This is a genomic window from Pseudomonadota bacterium (assembly GCA_018817425.1).
In the GTDB taxonomy this organism is placed as follows: domain Bacteria; phylum Desulfobacterota; class Desulfobacteria; order Desulfobacterales; family RPRI01; genus RPRI01.
Genome location: JAHITX010000023.1, coordinates 1 through 14,395, shown reverse-complemented (window position 1 = coordinate 14,395; position 14,395 = coordinate 1). Strand labels below are relative to the sequence as shown.

The 14,395-nt window shown below is 44.6% G+C and carries 10 protein-coding genes; 9 read left to right on the top strand and 1 reads right to left on the bottom strand.

Annotated features, from left to right (window positions below; all coding sequences use genetic code 11):
• The first annotated feature begins 8 nt into the window (after positions 1 to 8).
• From KKC46_05055 to KKC46_05025, 7 genes are all read left to right on the top strand, one after another.
• Positions 9 to 2,420 (top strand): MMPL family transporter, encoded by a 2,412-nt coding sequence (locus KKC46_05055; GenBank protein MBU1053184.1) that lies wholly within the window; start codon positions 9 to 11, stop codon positions 2,418 to 2,420.
• 27 nt (positions 2,421 to 2,447) lie between these two features.
• Positions 2,448 to 3,458, top strand: a complete 1,011-nt coding sequence (locus KKC46_05050; protein MBU1053183.1) for a hypothetical protein — start codon at positions 2,448 to 2,450, stop codon at positions 3,456 to 3,458.
• Positions 3,459 to 3,529: 71 nt separating this feature from the next.
• A complete protein-coding gene (locus tag KKC46_05045) occupies positions 3,530 to 5,386 on the top strand; it encodes an aldehyde ferredoxin oxidoreductase family protein (GenBank protein MBU1053182.1) in 1,857 nt (618 codons plus the stop codon).
• 45 nt (positions 5,387 to 5,431) lie between these two features.
• Complete coding sequence (locus KKC46_05040) at positions 5,432 to 6,241, top strand: SDR family oxidoreductase (GenBank protein MBU1053181.1); 810 nt, start codon at positions 5,432 to 5,434, stop codon at positions 6,239 to 6,241.
• Between the two features lie 60 nt (positions 6,242 to 6,301).
• The gene (locus KKC46_05035) at positions 6,302 to 6,544 is read left to right on the top strand and encodes a MoaD/ThiS family protein (protein ID MBU1053180.1); all 243 of its coding nucleotides are present in this window, start codon (positions 6,302 to 6,304) and stop codon (positions 6,542 to 6,544) included.
• A gap of 7 nt (positions 6,545 to 6,551) precedes the next feature.
• Entirely contained in the window at positions 6,552 to 7,331 is a 780-nt protein-coding gene (locus KKC46_05030; protein ID MBU1053179.1) for an SDR family oxidoreductase, read from the top strand.
• A 6-nt stretch (positions 7,332 to 7,337) separates the two neighbouring features.
• The gene (locus KKC46_05025; GenBank protein ID MBU1053178.1) at positions 7,338 to 8,204 is read left to right on the top strand and encodes a hypothetical protein; all 867 of its coding nucleotides are present in this window, start codon (positions 7,338 to 7,340) and stop codon (positions 8,202 to 8,204) included.
• A 189-nt stretch (positions 8,205 to 8,393) separates the two neighbouring features.
• Here the strand turns inward: KKC46_05025 and KKC46_05020 are convergent, their stop codons facing one another.
• Positions 8,394 to 10,010, bottom strand: coding sequence for a helix-turn-helix domain-containing protein (locus KKC46_05020; protein MBU1053177.1), 1,617 nt, complete (start codon positions 10,008 to 10,010; stop codon positions 8,394 to 8,396).
• A 230-nt stretch (positions 10,011 to 10,240) separates the two neighbouring features.
• On the opposite strand from KKC46_05020, the gene KKC46_05015 reads away from it, so the two are divergent.
• Together KKC46_05015 and KKC46_05010 are read left to right on the top strand one after the other, a co-directional pair.
• Positions 10,241 to 12,223 (top strand): FAD-dependent oxidoreductase, encoded by a 1,983-nt coding sequence (locus KKC46_05015; GenBank protein ID MBU1053176.1) that lies wholly within the window; start codon positions 10,241 to 10,243, stop codon positions 12,221 to 12,223.
• 440 nt (positions 12,224 to 12,663) lie between these two features.
• The gene (locus KKC46_05010) at positions 12,664 to 14,181 is read left to right on the top strand and encodes a hypothetical protein (GenBank protein MBU1053175.1); all 1,518 of its coding nucleotides are present in this window, start codon (positions 12,664 to 12,666) and stop codon (positions 14,179 to 14,181) included.
• Positions 14,182 to 14,395: the final 214 nt, after the last annotated feature.

Here is a 14,395-nt window from a genome sequence, read left to right as displayed (position 1 = left end):
AGTAATTGATGACAAGCGAACATAAAAAGACAATTTGGTTAAAGTTGGTCGAATTTCATGTAGGTCGTCCTATCCTGATGCTGACGCTGATTGTTTTAGGAACCCTGTTTTTCGGTTACAAGTGCTTCAGCCTAAGAGTCCACACTGATTTTTTTGATCTCTATCCTCCAAAACATGAGTATATCCAGCTTTATAAGCAATATCGCAGCATGTTCGGTACGGCGAATGTAATGACCTTGGCATTAGTGGTGAAAAACGGTGACATCTACAATGTTGAAACTATTAAAAAGGTGGACCGGATCACCAAACAAATCATGGCAGTCAAAGGGGTGGATAATCTGCAGATTATCTCACTGACTCATCCTAGGCTCAAGAACTACGGCGTAGGTGCCGGGGGAATCAATATCGAGCCCATAGTAAAAGGTGTGTTAGAGACTCCGGAGGAAATGAAAATTTTAAAGGAAAAGGTCTATAGCAACGAGGGGGTGCGTGGTATGTATGTCTCCCTCGATGATAAAGCAGCTTTGATATCCGCAGGGTTTTGGGAAGAGGGTCTGGATCTTGGTAATCTTTTCAAGGAAATAAAGAAGATCAAGTCGGAAGCAGACGATGATAACAACACCCTTTACATTACCGGTTACCCAATGCTTTATGCATGGATAGCTCACTATACCCCCCAGCTATACAATGTTTTCATAGTAACCGGGGTAGTTATGCTTATTTTGCTCTGGTGGTATTTTAGAAGTTTTATGGGGGTTTTTATTCCCATGATTTCAGCACTGGTTAGCGCTTTATGGGGCCTGGGGTTTGCCTCTGCCCTGAATATAAGTGTTGACCCTCTGGTATTGGTGGTGCCACTGCTTTTATCAGCCAGGGCCTTGAGCCATTCCGTCCAGTCCATGGAACGGTACCATGAGGAATATGCTGCCGTTGGGGAACAGAAGGAAGCTATTATCAACGCCTACGGCTATTTATACAAGCCCGGCATTTTGGGACTGATCACTGATGGCCTGGGGGTATTAACCATCGCCGTGGCCAGTATCCCGCTTATGCGTAATCTGGCCATCTACGGTAGTTTCTGGATCATCTCTATCTATGTCAGCTCAATTGTCATGCACCCCGTGCTGGTTTCGCTTTTACCTCCGCCGCGGGCAAAACATTTAAAGAAAGGTCAGCTGGCAGGTCTGAGTATAGATGAGGCCAGAGAAAAAATTAAAAGTATCACAACTCGTCCCGGTGATAAAATTTATGTGAAGTTGGGTGAATTGCTGATCGCTCTGTCCCAGGGAAGCAGAAAATGGATTGTCCTGGCACTGGTTATTTTAATTATCTTTGGAGGCGGTTATGTTACACAAAAGTATCTTAAGGTAGGTGATACTAGCGCCGGCAAGGCTATCTTGTATGATGATCATCCCTATAATATTGCAGGCGATCTTATAAATAAGGAATTTATCGGCTCCAGCCAGCTTATTGTTGTCGCCGAAGGCAAAAAGGAAGGAGCGATCGCAGATGAAGAAACAGTAAGACTCATCGATGATATGGGAAGATACGCCACCAATCACATACCCTCCGTTGGAGGTGCAGTTACCATCAGCGACATGATTAAAACTGTTTTCAGGATGTTTCACGAAGGAAATCCCAAGTGGGCTATGTTGCCTGAAAAATCGGGGGATGTGGAACAGGTATTGCGTTTGATAGCCGGGTCTACAAGCGGCAGCGAGATGGACCGTTACGTAGCCGAAGAAAATACCAATGCTACGGTAACACTTTACTTCCGTGATTATAACAATACGTCACTAAAAAATGCCCTTGCGTCTCTTAAAGAATATATCAGGAATAATCCGGCCAAGCAGGTGACCTTCCATCTGGCGGGCGGCATCCTGGGAATTCTTGCTGCCGTAAATGAGGAGGTGGAATGGTCCTACTGGATTAACATGGGCCTTATATTTGGCGCCACTTTCCTGTTCTGCACAATTGCTTACAGAACCTGGTGGGGGGCGGTAGTGCTTTTTATACCGCTTTTGGTTTCACAGGTGTTGAGCGATCTTTTGATGCTGACGATGGGAATTGATTTGAATATCAATTCGCTGCCGGTGGCATCGGTGGGTGTAGGCATAGGTGTAGACTACGGCATTTATATCTTAAGCCGGCTGGCGGAAGAATATCAGTTCAGCAACGGCGACTACAGGAAGGCCCGCTATATGGCTATTACAACAACGGGAAAAGCCATCATCTTTACTTCCACCACACTGGTTGTATCGGTCATATTTTTTGTTTTTGCCAGCTTCAAATTTCAGGCGGAAATGGCAATGTTGCTGGCCTTTCTTCTGGTTGCCAACATGGTGGGGGCTCTCACGGTTTTGCCTGCGTTGGTTTCCATCATAGGTCCGGAAAAGATTTTACATAAATACAGAGCTTAGAATAAAATAATCATGAAGAGGGTGGCGATGAAAAAGATGAAACAGAAAAGAATCCCTTTTGTTATATTAGTATTTTTATCAGTGTTGCTGGTTCTCACCGGCAGTTCGGTTTATGCTGCGGAAGAAAAGCAAGTCTATGGCGATCACCTTTATTCAGTATGTTTTATCGGTGACAAGGAAGGATGGGCCGCAGGCGCCAGGGGCTCTGTGTATCATACTACAGATGGAGGAATGAACTGGGAAAGGCAAACCATAGCAACGGAAATTCTTCTTTTGTCCATTTCTTTCTGCGATTCCAAAACAGGCTGGGTTGTAGGGAAATCCGGGACAATATTTCATACTGTTGATGGCGGCAAAACCTGGGAGGAGCAGAAGGCTCCCAAAAGAAAGCAACTGCTTGCGGTTAAGGCCGTAAGCCCTCAAAAGTGCTGGGCATCAGGGGATTGGGGAGCTGTTTTCTATACGGAAGACAGCGGCAAGACCTGGGAGGACAGGAGCTACCCGGAGGATGTTATCATATACGCTATCGATTTTAAGGGGGAAGAGGAAGGCTGGATGGCCGGGGAATTCGGGTCGATACTGCATACGGAAGACGGTGGTAAGAACTGGTCTCCCCAAAAGTCAGGCACGGAAACGACCCTTTTTGGGATATCCTTTTCTTCAAAGCAGCACGGGGTAGCCGTTGGTTTGAGCAGCATCATGCTGATAACAGATGACGGAGGTCATACCTGGCAGCCTATTAAAGCCAATACCGGCGAATCGACAGAGGGGCAGGCCCTTTATGATGTTAAATTGGGCGAGAATTACGGAATCGCTGCCGGAGATCGTGGTACGATTGTCACAACCAACGATAGCGGCAAGACCTGGAGCTCCATTCCCGTGCCATTGGAGGTAAAACTTAATTGGTTTTCCGGCACTGCTCTTCTTGGCGGCAACAGAGGTTTTATTGTGGGCACACGTTCTGCGGCTATTATAACAGAGGGCAACCAGATAAAAGTTATGGGTGCTATACCGGTTGTCGGATCTCAGGCAAAATAAGTCCCGGTATCGCTTTTGTAGAAAAAGTAAGTTTTTGTACTTTTATATGCCAGAAAATAGGAGGTACCCTTATGTTTAGTGGATATGTAGGCAAAATTCTCTTTGTCGATCTAACCGCAGGCACCATCACCGAAGAGATACTTGACGATCACCTTGCTATGTATTTCTTTGGGGGATATGGAATCGGTGCCAGGGTTTTATATGACAGGATGAAACCCCGTACCGATCCTTTGGGCCCGGATAACATTCTGGGATTCGTAACCGGTCCTGTGACCGGGACTGGGGCGGTCCTAGGAGGACGCTACACAGTTGTATGTAAATCGCCGGTTACCGGCGGCTTTAATGACGCCAACTCCGGCGGTTACTTTGGTCCGGAGTTAAAGAAGGCCGGTTATGATGCTGTGTTTATCTCAGGAATATCTCAAATACCGGTATACCTGTGGATTAAAGATGGACAGGCCAAACTCCGCGACGCAAGTCGCCTCTGGGGTCTCGATTCTAAAGATACCCAAAAGGCTCTTGAAAAGGAGACGGGCGAGAGCAAGCTGCGGGCAGCAGTTATCGGGCTTGCGGGTGAAAAGCTGTCGCTGATATCCTGTATTATAAACGACGGGCACAGAGCTGCGGCCCGTGGCGGTGCTGGTGCCGTGATGGGATCAAAGAATCTTAAAGCCATCGCCGTCCGTGGGACCGGTAAGATTCCGGTGTCTGATCGGGCAAAAGTAAATGAACTGAACAAGGCCTGCATGGCGATTATAAAAAATCCTCCTGATGATCCTATTGGCTGGTATGTGACCGGTTTCAAGACGCTGGGTACAGGAGCGACTACCACGGCTTCAGCCCTGTCCGGGGACTCGCCGGTGAAAAACTGGGCAGGTGTCGGTATTGTTGATTTCGGAGAGGAGAAGGCGCAGAAAATCGGTTCGCAGTCGTTTGACACCAAGTATAAGACTGCCAAATATGGCTGCGCAAATTGCCCGCTCAAGTGTGGGGCAGTATATCGTGTGGATTCGGGCAAGTGGCCTTTGGGAGAGACCGAACGGCCGGAATACGAAACAGCAGCCGCCTTTGGCACGCTTCTTTTGGTTGACGATGTGGAAGCAATCCTTAAGTGCAATGAAATTTGCAATCGGTACGGCCTGGATACTATATCGGCTGGTTCTACCATAGCCTGGGCAATGGAATGCTATGAGAATGGGGTGCTCACCAAAGAGGACCTGGACGGCATTGATTTAAGATGGGGAAACGCCGAGGCCGTGGTGGAAATCACACAAAAGATCGCCGATCAGGATGGATGCGGTAAAGTACTGGCCCGTGGGTCGGCAGGCGCTGCTAAAATCTGTGGCAAGGGGACCGAGTACCTTATAACTTTTTCAGGTATAGAGCCCGGCATGCACGATCCCAGACTACAGCCTGTTGTGGCCCGGACCTTCCAATACGATCCGACACCGGGTCGCCATTGTAAAGGTGGTGGCGGATTGTCAGGGATTCCGCCTTCCGATCCTTCTTTTGGTCAAGCTGACGTGGGAGGCACTTGTTATATGGAGGTACTCAATGCTTCAGGTTTCTGCATGTTCTTTATGTTTGCATCTCCATTCGGCTCTCTGCCGTCTTATATAGCGGCTATCACCGGAATGCCCTTTAGCGATCAGGACATGTACCAAACCGGTCTGCGCATTTTGACTATGAGGCATGCCTTTAACCTGCGTGAGGGTCTGGTACCTGCAGGCATTCAAATGCCTGCCCGAATTGTGGGAGAGCCGCCTTTGAAAGAAGGGCCCACCGCCGGTGTAGCAGTTGACCATAAGATGATGGGAGAAAAGTTCTTTGCGGCACTGGGTTGGAATCGTGAAACCGGAAAACCTGAGCAAAGCGCGCTGGAGGCTATGGAGGGTATGGATGACGTTGCGCGGGATCTATATGCATGACTATGCGTTAAACAACAATCAACCTAAATTCAAAGGATATTTAATATGAAAGAAAGCTACTGGGGCTATAAAGGAAAACAAGTGGTGATCGACGGCGCTGCCTCCGGAATGGGGTTGGCAGCTACCGAGATGTTGCTGGAGCTGGGGGCGGAGATCTATGCTCTTGATGTCAAAGAAGTACCGGTCAAAACGAAAAAGTACATTCCCGTGGATCTTGGAAAGAAAGCATCAATTGACGAGGCATTGCAACAGCTTCCCAGGAAAGTGGATAGCATCTTTTGCTGCGCCGGCTTGCCGGGTCCTCCATTTTCTGACCTGGATACTGTCATGGTAAACTTTGTAGGACACCGGCATCTCATAGAAAGCCTTCTGCCGAGGCTGGAGGCTGGAGGCGCGATTGCAATCATTTCGTCACTGGGTGGCGCAAATTGGCGGGCGAATCTGTCGAAATACCGTGAATTGTTGGCCACACCCGGCTTTGATGAAGCGCAGGCTTGGCTAAAAGCTGATCCTGCCAGACTCGCAGCAATTCCTGGTGGAGGATATACCGTATCGAAAGAGTGTATCAACGCCTATGTGAGGATGAAAGCGGGCGAATTGATAGAAAAAGGAATCCGTATCAACAGCCTGAGCCCTGCTTCAACAGCAACTCCATTACTATCGGCCTTTATTGCCGCTCACGGGGAAGAAATGATAAAGAGCTACGCGATCGGCCGGTATGCCACAGCAGAAGAGATGGGGCACCCCCTGGTTTTTCTGAATAGCAATATGGCAAGCTTTATCAATGGCATGGACTTGCAGATTGACAATGGGTTCATGGCAATTGCCGAAACGCAGATGCTTTCAGCGGTATAGCACTGCCCAAATAGCTGAAACATCTCCAAAGAAATATCGCTGAATATGTGGGGGTGTTCTATGATTATTACGGTCAAGTTATATTTGTCCGGAAAGACCATGGGCGGTAAAGAGGCGTATTCGGTTGAGTTACCCCAAGGCGCAACTGTGGACGATCTGGCACTATCTCTGAACGAGCAGATAGGCAATATTGCAATTGATGACGGAACGTGCTTCATGATCAAGCAAAGAGCTGTAGCAAAAGAGAAAGTTCTATGCGATGGAGATTGTGTCCTCATACTAAAGCCGTTGGCAGGCGGATAGTATTGCCATGGACGGGCAATTTAAAGACAAAGTAGCATTGGTGACAGGTGGAGGCGCAGGAATCGGTCGGGCTACAGCTTTGGAATTCGCCAAGGAAAGGGCGAATGTTGTAGTATCAGACATTATAGTCAAAGGAGGGGAAGAAACGGTTCGGATAATCAGAGAAGCTGGAGGAAAGTCGGTCTTTATCAAAGCAGATCTTTATCAGGAAAGTGAGACTGAGGCATTAATTCTAAAGGTGATTGAGAGGTACGGCCGGATTGACTTTGCATTTAATAATACCTGCATTGGGCAGCCTCTTACTTTGACGGCTGATTACGGCAAGGAAACCTGGGATAGTATTATCTGCACGAATAGTGTCTGGTTGTGTATGAAGTATGAGATTTTGCAAATGCTTAAGCAAGGGGTCGGAGCTATTGTCAATAAATTATCTGACGCTGAATTGGTTTTTGTGCCACCTATGTCCGCTTACTCAACAACTGAACATGGGATTCTTGGGCTGACAAAAACAGCAGCGTTGAAATATGCCATGACTGGTATCCGCGTAAATGCCATATATCCCGGCTCTATTCCTACAAAAAAGAATAAAGCATGCATATCAACACATCCTAAGCTTCAGATTAATTTGAAACGATTTAGAACGCCTGAGAAATATGCAGCAGCAGTCGTGTGGTTATGCTCAGATTCGGCTTCACATATTACAGGCATTGCAATGCCGATAGATATGGACAGGCAGCACGATTCTAAGTGGGATAGCAGCAAGAAATACTTTATGAAAAGGAGATAACACACAATGAAAGAGAGAAATGTTTCTTATACCGCATTTTTTCAAGAGTTGATCGCGTACTTTGCAGATGGGAGAACACTACAAGGACAGTTGGAGGATATTAAACAAACCGGGAATCATGCTCCTGCCTGGATGTTAAGAGCAGGACTGTTAAAAGCCATAGGTGTTCCCGAGCCTAAAAAAGATGCGAAAAACTTTTTGACATTCGGCTGTTATGTTCCTTTCTGGATACCATCTCAGGTACTCAACATGTTCAATATTCTGGATCTGCTTGGAATTGAATATAACTACTCATTAGAAAAAGAGTTATGCTGCGGTGCCCCGGTGCTTGAGGATAGTATTGAATTTGTAGATATTACAGAAGATGAACGTCAAAAAGTAAAAAAACAATGTAAAGGATTAATGCAAATTAATTGGGACTTGGGCAAGCAGTTAGGAGCAAAAGACATGGTCTACATGTGTCATGTATGCGCCGCTTTGGTGAGAAACACCTTTCCTGAAGATATCGGTTCCCATAGGTGGGTTTGGGACGTAATCATGGACAAGCTTGAAGAAAAAAAGCTTGAGATTGCTCCTACGGAAATGGGATATTATGAAGGCTGTCACAGGCAGTTCCCGTATAATACAAATCTCGATTGGCCAAGGTATCGCAAGGTATTAGGTAATATAAAAGGATTGGCACTCATAGATTTACCCAACAAATATTGCTGCAAACAACAGCCTGACCACATTTTGGAAGAAGCCGAAAAAAAGAAATTAAAGGCCATTTTAGTTCCCTGCGGTGATGGCGAATTCATATTGAGGCAGGCATCCCAGGGGAAAATCGAAATAGTTTCTATTTCAAAAATAGTGATGCAGGCTTTAGGAATGTAGCAAATATAAAGGAGGAGAAATCAAATGAGAAGGAAAGCAAGAATTTTGACCACCGCAATATAATAAGTATTTAAGGGGTAGCGCTGAAGGTTAGTGCTTATGCTTCATTACATGTCAATTCGTGCGAAATTTGAGCCTGACGAAGTAATCGGCCAAAAAGGGGGGTGGGTCTTCAAATGCCTCCGTTTTCTATTCAGTTGCATAAGATTTGTTTTTTCCCCTGTAAATTGATGGCCTATGGCGATTAGATTTTTTTTTGACAAAGTTCCATAATGTATCTAACTCAGTCATGGAAATATCAGGTTCATTGATCAGTAAGACATTTATTTTTTCTTTTTGTAAAGCGGCCAGTTCGAGCCAGCGACCGATCGTATGGAATTTAACTCCCATAAATTTTACTACGTACTGCAATGTCATTCCTTTGGCTAAAAGTTTAAGAGCTTTTAAAACCTTTTCTTCCGGAGAGCGGATATCATAAAAGATGGTCCCTGTTCTGCTGCAAAATGATTTGCCGCATTCCTTGCACAAGAATCTACGGCCCGGCGTTCCTTTTTGTGTCCGGTATGTCCCGTTTGAAACTATATTTCCTTGTTTAGTTTTACCATAAAAAGTGCATTCGGGGTTTTTGCAGGTTTCTGTTTTTAAATTAAAGTTTCCCGCTTTTTCAGAATGTTTATCATTCTTTTTTTTATCAACTATTAAAGGCAAAGCATCAACTATTAAAGGCAAACAGTTTTCTGCTTTTCGGGTGATTTCGCTTGATTGGTAGATTTTCTCCGAGTTTTGAAAAGAATTGGCCGGCGATTGTTTCTGTTTGATTCCGTTAATCAGTTTATTTGTCGATGCTTTCTTTTTGGTTGGATGCAACATCCATCCAAAAGGCCCGTCAGGTCTCAGTTGAAAATCCAATGTTGTCTCATAGATTACCGGGCAAACTTCATCATCGTTTGGATTAGGATAATTACGCACATAATTCATTTGCATATTGTTTTGTATGATCGATGTTTCTTTTGTGACTGTATGAGTGGCAAGAAAGTATTTTTCTTTTTGTTTTATTTTGGAAAGGAATCCTACACCATCTAAAATCATTTTGTATAATGTGTTTACATTAGCAGAAAAGGTAGAATAATTAAAAAAAACCCCTTCACCCAGCTTTATGATGTCACTAATCATTTCACTTGTTATATAGTTCTCGATGGTCTTTTGTTTTATAAGTTCCCGATATACATCCATTTTTAAAGGCCAGCAGATTCGATGACCTACATAATGGCCAAAATAATCAACGATAATGACATTTATGTCAGGAAATTGCCTTGCTGCTGCCAGAATTACATCTTTTTGCAATGTTTTTTCCGTACCGTAAAGATCCCGGTGACATGAAAGAATCATATCAAGGTGTTTTTCTTTTTTAATTGGGATTATATTAAGGAAAGAATGATCTTCCGGCTTTTCATTTGGCCTGAATAATTTCTGAGAGGTAAACTGTTCTGTTTCGATCAAAGAATATGTAAAACGACGTTTCCGTATGAAATACCAGACAGGCAGATCCGAATTAAGAGACACCAAAGCCTGCATCGGGATTCCTGTAAACTCGGAAATATCGTGGAGATTCTCCATTCTGGCATGGCTACGTTTGGCTTCCCAATTCTGTAATTGCCGAACACTGATTTTAATTGATTCTGCGAATACTTCCTGGCTCATCCCCCGCCATAACCGGTATTCTTGGATTATAGATCCAAGGGATTTGAAAAGTTTGACATCTTCAGGCGAAACGTTATTTCGTGGTTTTACAATTCTATGTGACATAATCTTTATACCAAAATATAAAATGCAATTGATGTTAAGAAGCTCACATACATGACATGAATCTAATAAATAATTATTCGAAATATATTTTATTTATCAAGTAATACTAAAATTATACTAAAAAAATCCCTGTGTCAACTTGGGAAACACAAACTCAGAAAATCTCGCTGAATGTAATTATTCAATCAGAAAAAGTATAAAAGTGAATTAAATATAAAGGACCTATAATTATGGCTGAAGAGATATTTAAATACCTGTTCACCCCAATTTCTTTAGGGCCTGTAGTTATTCCTAACCGGATCGTCAGCACTCCTGTGAGCACTAATTTCGCAACTACGGAAGGATTGCCCAGCGAAAGGCATATCTATTTTCATGCTGAAAAGGCCAAAGGCGGGGTGGGGTTGATAGAGATAGAAGCGCCTTTAGTGATGCCTGAGCCTTACCTTCATGGGTTTCGACCAATTTTGGGTTACGATAAGCAGTGCATTCCCGGTCTTGCCAGGATTGCCGATGCTATACATGTGCATGGGTCTAAGGTTTTTTGTGAGCTAGTCAATATTGGAGTATGGGGAAGCGGTAAAGGTCCATCAGCCGTTCCCGGCTTGGGAAACAATATCACAGCCGCGGAACTCACAATAGAAGAAATTACAGGATGGGTTGAATGCTATGGTAATTGTGTCCGCAATATCAATCAGACAGGCATTGATGGGGTCGAGATTCATGCCTGTCATGGTTTGGCCGCAAATCAGTTTCTTTCGCCCCTTTGGAATCATCGTACCGATAGATATGGCGGTTCACTTGAAAATCGCTTTTTGTTTTTAAGGGAATTAATCGAGTGCGTACGAGCAGAAATGAACAATGGCATGGCCCTTGGTGTGCGTTTGAATGCCGATGAAATGTTTCCCGGAGGGAACACCATAGAGGATATGAAGCGCATAGCCCAAATGATAGAGGAAACCAGACAAGTAGATTATTTGAGCATAGATATAGGCATCGAACCGCATCAGCTTCATATAGCAGTTGCGCCCTTGTACGCTCCCGTGGGCTATATGCTATATGGAGCTACAGCCATCAAAGAAGCATTAAACGATCTTCCGGTTATTGCCGTTGGCCGGATCACTGATCCCCTCTATGCCGAGAAGGTGCTTGCCAATGGACAAGCTGATCTGGTGGGAATGACACGGGCAACCATTGCCGATCCGGAGCTTCCCAACAAGGCTCGGGAAGGACGCTTTGAAGATATTCGGCCATGCTTGGGAGACAATGAGAATTGTGTAGGCAGGCTCTTTGTCGGAGCCCCCCTTCAGTGTACTGTCAATCCAACCCTTGGGGAGGAGATGGCGCTAGGTGTAGGAACCCTTAAAGCGGCAAAGATGCAAAAAAGAGTTCTTATCGTAGGGGGCGGCGTTGCCGGAATGGAGGCGGCTCGGGTGGCTGCTATGCAGGGCCATGCGGTGTCAGTGTATGAGAAGGAAAACACCTTAGGAGGGCAGGTGAATCTTGCTGCCAAGCTTCCGGGCCGGAATGAAATAGAAGGAATTGGACGATGGCTCCGTGGGCAGGTATCCAAATTAGGGGTAGACATAAAACTTGGCCACGAAATAACCGCTGACGAAATTCTGGCAGCAAAACCCGATGCCGTGGTTCTTGCTACCGGCGCCTCTTATTACAGAAATGGTTTCAGCCCCGGTACGTTTGCTCCTATTGCCGGTTGGGAACAGGAAAATGTAACAACACCGGAAGAGATCTTGAGTGGGAGGAAGGAAGCCGGGAGTAAAATAGTAATCCAGGACGAGACACGCTATATTGTTGGGCCGGGTCTGGCCGAATGGCTGGCCGACCAAGGCAAGCAGGTCGAAATTCTGACCTCATTCTTTTACGTGGGTGCGGATCTGCTTATTACCAATCATCTTCCATGGGTCTATTCCCGTATCTTGCCTAAAGTTACCTTGACTCCCCAAACCCTCATCCGGGAGATTTCCGGAAATAGCCTGAAGGTCATCAATGTCTTTACACATCAGGAAAGGGTAATAGAGGGTATTGACACCGTGGTGTTGATAACCGGCAAAGAGCGAAACGATTCGTTGTACAAGGCATTACGGGGAAAAGTCAGTGAGCTTTACATTGTGGGTGACAGTGCTTTCCCGCATGGATCCCTTTCCGGTATAGGGGATGCCATAAGAGACGGGCATCGGGTGGGCAGGCTGTTATGAAAGTGAAGCTCCACATAAATCCGGTGGTTCCGATCATATGGAATCGGGCATACAATAAATTTTACTATAAATTCAAATAGAACAGTCTTTGCGTATAGCATTATAAACTGAATCGATACATAGATAACGGTATATCTGATTAATTTATTTCCTTCTCGAGTTGCCCCTGCATATAGCACTTAATGCTGAGACAAGTGTGTGATCACAGATTTTTAAAGAACTCATAATTTAAAGCCTTTTAAGAGCAAAGAATACGTTCACCTTAGCTATGCTGCATAGAGGGGGGTTAATATATGTTGTTAGCTTATTATTTGGAACACATCATACAACAAGAAAGGGGGGCAATTTAGAATACTGAAAAAAGCATAGGGAGTAAATGGGATAAATATTTGTAAGCTTGTTATTTTAGAACAGTACTTACAGAAAAGGAGAGCAATTAAATGCATAGGAAAAGAAGATATTTTTATTTTATTGCAATAGCGTCAATTCTACTGATGTTTTCAGCAGAGGTAATGGCGGAAACTACCTTTCATGGTTATTTCGAATCTAACTTTGTTCTGCGTGATACAACAGGAATCCAAAACGGTTTTTTCGAAGAAGCAGAAGGGGTTCAGCAGAGAAATACCTTGAAATTCGATGTTGACGTTTATCCTGATAGTATGGAGATTGGACCTTTCTCAGTCTCTAAAGTTCATTTGACCTTTCGCGGGGCTTATGACTCTATATTTGATTTGCGGGCTAATGAATATGATGACAACATCCGTGACAATATGGGGCTGTCGCGCTTTGACTACGGCAAGAGGGATATCAAATTTGAGTCTGATTTACGCGAGGCTTTTGTTGACTTTGTATATAGCGGGTCTTTGGGCAGTGCTTTTTTCAGGCCGGGGAGGCAGCTAGTATCCTGGGGCGAGGCCTCGGGCAATACCACTATTCTGGATGTAATCAACCCCAAGGATCAATCCTATCAGATGTTTTTTCAGAATCCTGATGATGTAAAAATACCTATCTATATGGCGCGTTTAAACTACGGCCTTCCGGAAATGAAGGGTTTGAATATTAATTTTGATTTTCTCTGGATTCCCGATATCCGCCCGTCACAATTCGGGCCTCTTGACAGTGTTGCCGGTCAACCGTCTGTAGGCATAAACGCACCTTATGTTAAAATATTACCTTTTACCGCCTTTAGAGGAAGGAATGTCAAACAACATGTACCTACGAATGAAAGTGAGTACGGTGCAAAAGTAACTGCGGACATAGGGGCCAGATTAAGTGTTTCAGCTGCGTACTTCCGGGACATAAATAATGATTCCGGCTTCGTGTATAATCCTGCAGACACAACAATGTATGGTACCCACAATGTACAGCATGTTTACGGCATGTATTTCAGTTATAATCTTACAGAACTGGACCTTGTTATCAGAGGTGAGATTGGCCATCATACAGGTGATGTAATTAGTAAGCGCAACGGCATGGAAGCAAGCCGAGAAATAGCCGGAGGTTTCGATACCTTTGCTATCAAGCCCACTACCCGGTATACATTGATGCTTGACAAGAAGTATAAGATACCATTTATCACCGATCATGAGAGAACAAGTTTCGGATTCGAGTGGATACACGAAAAGATCAATGAATGGGATAAGGCTGTTTTAGATAGATCTGGTGTTTTAAAAACGGGTAGTAGTATGAAGGATCTTGATATCTTCGCCTTTAGCATGATGTGGAGCTGGTACGAAGGCAGGGTTGGTCCTCTGATTGCTGTATCATGCAACCCCGGTCGGCCGGGAGCAGGAGGAGCATCCTGGATGATTCACCCTGTTGTAAACTGGCAGATAAGCAACAATCTTTATGCCAACTTTGGTCTTCACGCCTTTTTGGGAGACAAAACGGCCAAGACCGGTTATTCCGGATTGGTTCCTACAAGCGAGTTTACCGTAAAACTTGGATACAACTGGTAATGATGAAAGAAAGTAAAACCATACAGCAAGTTCTTCTATAATAGGGAAAGCTATAAAGGAGGAAAAAGTGAGTAAAAAAACAATAAGTTGCATAAAGTATTTCATATTGCCGTTGTTTCTGGCATTGATAATGTTTTTAGGTGGCGTTTCTATGTCTGCTGCCGAAGAACTCGCTAAGGTAATCGACAAGAGCAACTGCGCCCAATATAAAGAC

Bases quoted from the DNA above. Each gene is read 5' to 3' on its own strand.
- KKC46_05040 (MBU1053181.1), top strand. From the start codon at position 5,432: ATGAAAGAAAGCTACTGGGGCTATAAAGGAAAACAAGTGGTGATCGAC.
- KKC46_05010 (MBU1053175.1), top strand. From the start codon at position 12,664: ATGCATAGGAAAAGAAGATATTTTTATTTTATTGCAATAGCGTCAATT.
- KKC46_05030 (MBU1053179.1), top strand. From the start codon at position 6,552: ATGGACGGGCAATTTAAAGACAAAGTAGCATTGGTGACAGGTGGAGGC.
- KKC46_05020 (MBU1053177.1), bottom strand. From the start codon at position 10,010: ATGTCACATAGAATTGTAAAACCACGAAATAACGTTTCGCCTGAAGAT.
- KKC46_05055 (MBU1053184.1), top strand. From the start codon at position 9: ATGACAAGCGAACATAAAAAGACAATTTGGTTAAAGTTGGTCGAATTT.
- KKC46_05015 (MBU1053176.1), top strand. From the start codon at position 10,241: ATGGCTGAAGAGATATTTAAATACCTGTTCACCCCAATTTCTTTAGGG.
- KKC46_05035 (MBU1053180.1), top strand. From the start codon at position 6,302: ATGATTATTACGGTCAAGTTATATTTGTCCGGAAAGACCATGGGCGGT.
- KKC46_05025 (MBU1053178.1), top strand. From the start codon at position 7,338: ATGAAAGAGAGAAATGTTTCTTATACCGCATTTTTTCAAGAGTTGATC.
- KKC46_05050 (MBU1053183.1), top strand. From the start codon at position 2,448: ATGAAAAAGATGAAACAGAAAAGAATCCCTTTTGTTATATTAGTATTT.
- KKC46_05045 (MBU1053182.1), top strand. From the start codon at position 3,530: ATGTTTAGTGGATATGTAGGCAAAATTCTCTTTGTCGATCTAACCGCA.